The 2806-nt window shown below is 40.4% G+C and carries 2 protein-coding genes; both read right to left on the reverse strand.

Features of this window, described 5'->3' with window-relative positions; translation table 11 throughout:
* Positions 1–3 precede the first annotated feature (3 nt).
* Positions 4–396, reverse strand: coding sequence for a DUF596 domain-containing protein (locus tag MA2_RS10580; protein WP_158080598.1), 393 nt, complete (start codon positions 394–396; stop codon positions 4–6).
* Positions 397–404: 8 nt separating this feature from the next.
* The coding region (locus MA2_RS10585) for a DUF637 domain-containing protein (protein ID WP_169795170.1) at positions 405–2806 on the reverse strand (2402 nt) is incomplete at its 5' end.

The following is a 2806-nucleotide window of genomic DNA, read 5'->3' on the forward strand; positions in this document are numbered from 1 at the left end:
TAATTACTGCGACCAATAATATTCAAATTCTCCATTTTTCTTAATTTGCTTCCAAACTGCATACGCAGGGCAACTTGGTAAGACAAACCAGACAAACATTCCACCAATGGATAAAATCTCCTCCTCTGAATTTGGAAAACTTTTTCGAAATAAATCTATCTGCTGTTTAATTGAACCTTGCAAAAATATTCCATCTTTTTCTAGAAATAAAACCTTATCTACCATTAATCTTTCCAAAACTTCAAAGAATGCCTCTCTTCTTTCTTTAAATGTGAAAAGTAAGTTTTGATTTACATACCCTACATTTGGGTCTTGTACCCAATCCCATAAATAAGATAAATCATGAGGTTCGGCAATTGCAATCTTACGAAGTTCCTGATAATCATGTTCAGTCATATATTTCATCATCTAAATTTAATTTCCACTTTATTAACATTGCTTCCAGTAGATACGTTTACAGATTGCACGCCTTGAATATCCAGTGTCCATCTAGCGTTAGTTTGAGCAGCAGAACTTGAAACACTTCTCAAACGAATTTGCTTTCCACCGCCTAAATCGGCATTGAATACTCCAGGTGCTACTTGAGTCAAAGGCTTTCCTGCTAGTTGCTCTGCATAAATTTTAATATCGTTATCTGTTAAATTTTGACTATCCATAATCTTAGTAGTATTTACTTTATTACCCCCTATTCCTTCATGTACAATTTTACCATTGATATTTAGTGTGCTATGCTGTGATGTTTTAGTAAATAAGTTACTAACTTCATCAAGCAATTTAACTTGATGTTCAGCTAACCCTTCCAGTGCATGTACCGCTTTACCAGCCTTTGTCAACTTGCCTACAGGCACAATATCCGTGACATTAGTCGGAATTAATAATTCACCAACCGCAAATACCGCCGCCCCTACAGCTGCTTTAGGATTAACGCCTAGAATTTCATAATACCCAGAAGAAGCCCAATTGGCAATAGCATCGTCTAACTGAGATTTATATTTTTTTGCTAGCTCAATATCTCCTTTTTTATAAGCAGCAACCAATCCATCAAGTGCTTGTTGCGATTTTGCATCTAAAAATTTTCTAGCTGCTTGTAGCTTTTCTATAGCTTTGTCTTTATAACTATTATTCAGAATAGTTGTAGTAGAGTTTTGAATAGCTATATTGGCATCATAACCAGAATAAGCAGTAGTAACGGCTGATGCAAAATTAGCCATTAAGAGAATTCTCTGCTTTTCCTCATCACTAACAAAAGTAGGATTACGTCCATTTAATAAGTACTCTGCGACAGTTTCACCAACACCTGAACCAATTGCACCTGCACCACACTGACCTGATTGAATCTCACCTTCTACACAGCCTGCAATACTTTGGCTGATAATTCTTAAGATGTCATTATTAACTGTCATCTTAATTTGAGTTGCTGCAAACCCATGAGCCGCACTGACTTCACTCATTAATAGCGCATTTTTAAGATTATCCTCTAAACTACCGCCATTAATGGCTGTGTCAACCAATGCAGAAGTCGTACCCTCAAATGCACCACCAACTAATCTACCTTGCAAAGTTTCAGCATCATTAATATTTAGTTTTTCAAGCACCCCAGGCATCACACTGGTATTAACATACTGCAATGCCCCAGCCGTTAAAGCAGCGGTTAATGTTGCTCTTACCGTCTGACTACTACCTAACTGTTTTAATGTCTTATTAATATCGCCTTTGTTATTTACCAATAACACAGAAGCTTGTGTCGCAAGTGAAGTAAAGGCAGCACTACCTGTAGCCCCTGCAACGCCCCCGCCTAAACTTGTTGAAATACCGCTAGCCGCTGGTCCTGCCGCCCAAGCAACGGCAATTGTCAACAAAGCCGCTCCAGCAGGCGTTAATCCCTCTTGTTTATAATCCCACTCTTTTTGAGCAGTCTGCACCACACTAAAATCCACATCCTTGCGTTTAGCAATCTGTTGCAAATACTCAAAGCCTGGCTGATTACCCATACGGTTAACCACATTCACCAAGTTTGTGCTATCGGCTTGCTCTTTTTCAGACAGTGGCACTTGTACAATCAACCCACCAGGGGCAGAGAAACTAGGGGTGGTTGGACCTGTAAACTTCGGCAACGTCCCTGTCTCATCGACAAAGCCTTTCTCACTCATCGACTGCCACACCACATTATTAAACTCACGGGTGTGGTTCTCTTCCACCGTCGTATTAATGGTATCGAAGATAATCTTGGCATCAGGCACTGCCTTCATACCAACACCTGCTTTGATAGTTGCCCCTTGCAAGTACTCAAACTCGGTACCTTGCAAATAAGTATCGTCGCCTGAGCCTGTATCAATAATATTGGCAACCAAAGTCGATGGTAACTCGCTTGATACGTTGCGAGTATCGGTTGTGTGGTTCTTGTTGTATTTAATGCCAATAAAGCTTGAGGTCTTTTTGACATCCACATTTTTGTTGTCCACTTCATCAACTGCCATTAAGCGAATGGCATCCCCTGCTTGTAGGCTGACATGTCCTGTGGGGGCTTTGATATCGGTGGCGTAACTGATGATATTGTCACCTGCATTGACACTGACATTGTTACCAATCAATGTTACAGAGTCGGCATTGCGGATATCTTCGGTGGTACTGGTGATGGTGACTTTCTTTTTAAGTCCGCCCCAGCTTTTCTTCTTGCTGGTTTGGGTTTCGGCATCATAGATACTGTCTTGAGCCGCTTGCAGAATGACATTGCCCACACTGCTAATGGCAATATCACCTTCTTTGGCAGTAAAGGTGCCTGAGTTGATAATGATATTATTGGGTG

This window comes from Moraxella atlantae NBRC 14588 (assembly GCF_001591265.1).
Classification (GTDB): domain Bacteria; phylum Pseudomonadota; class Gammaproteobacteria; order Pseudomonadales; family Moraxellaceae; genus Faucicola; species Faucicola atlantae.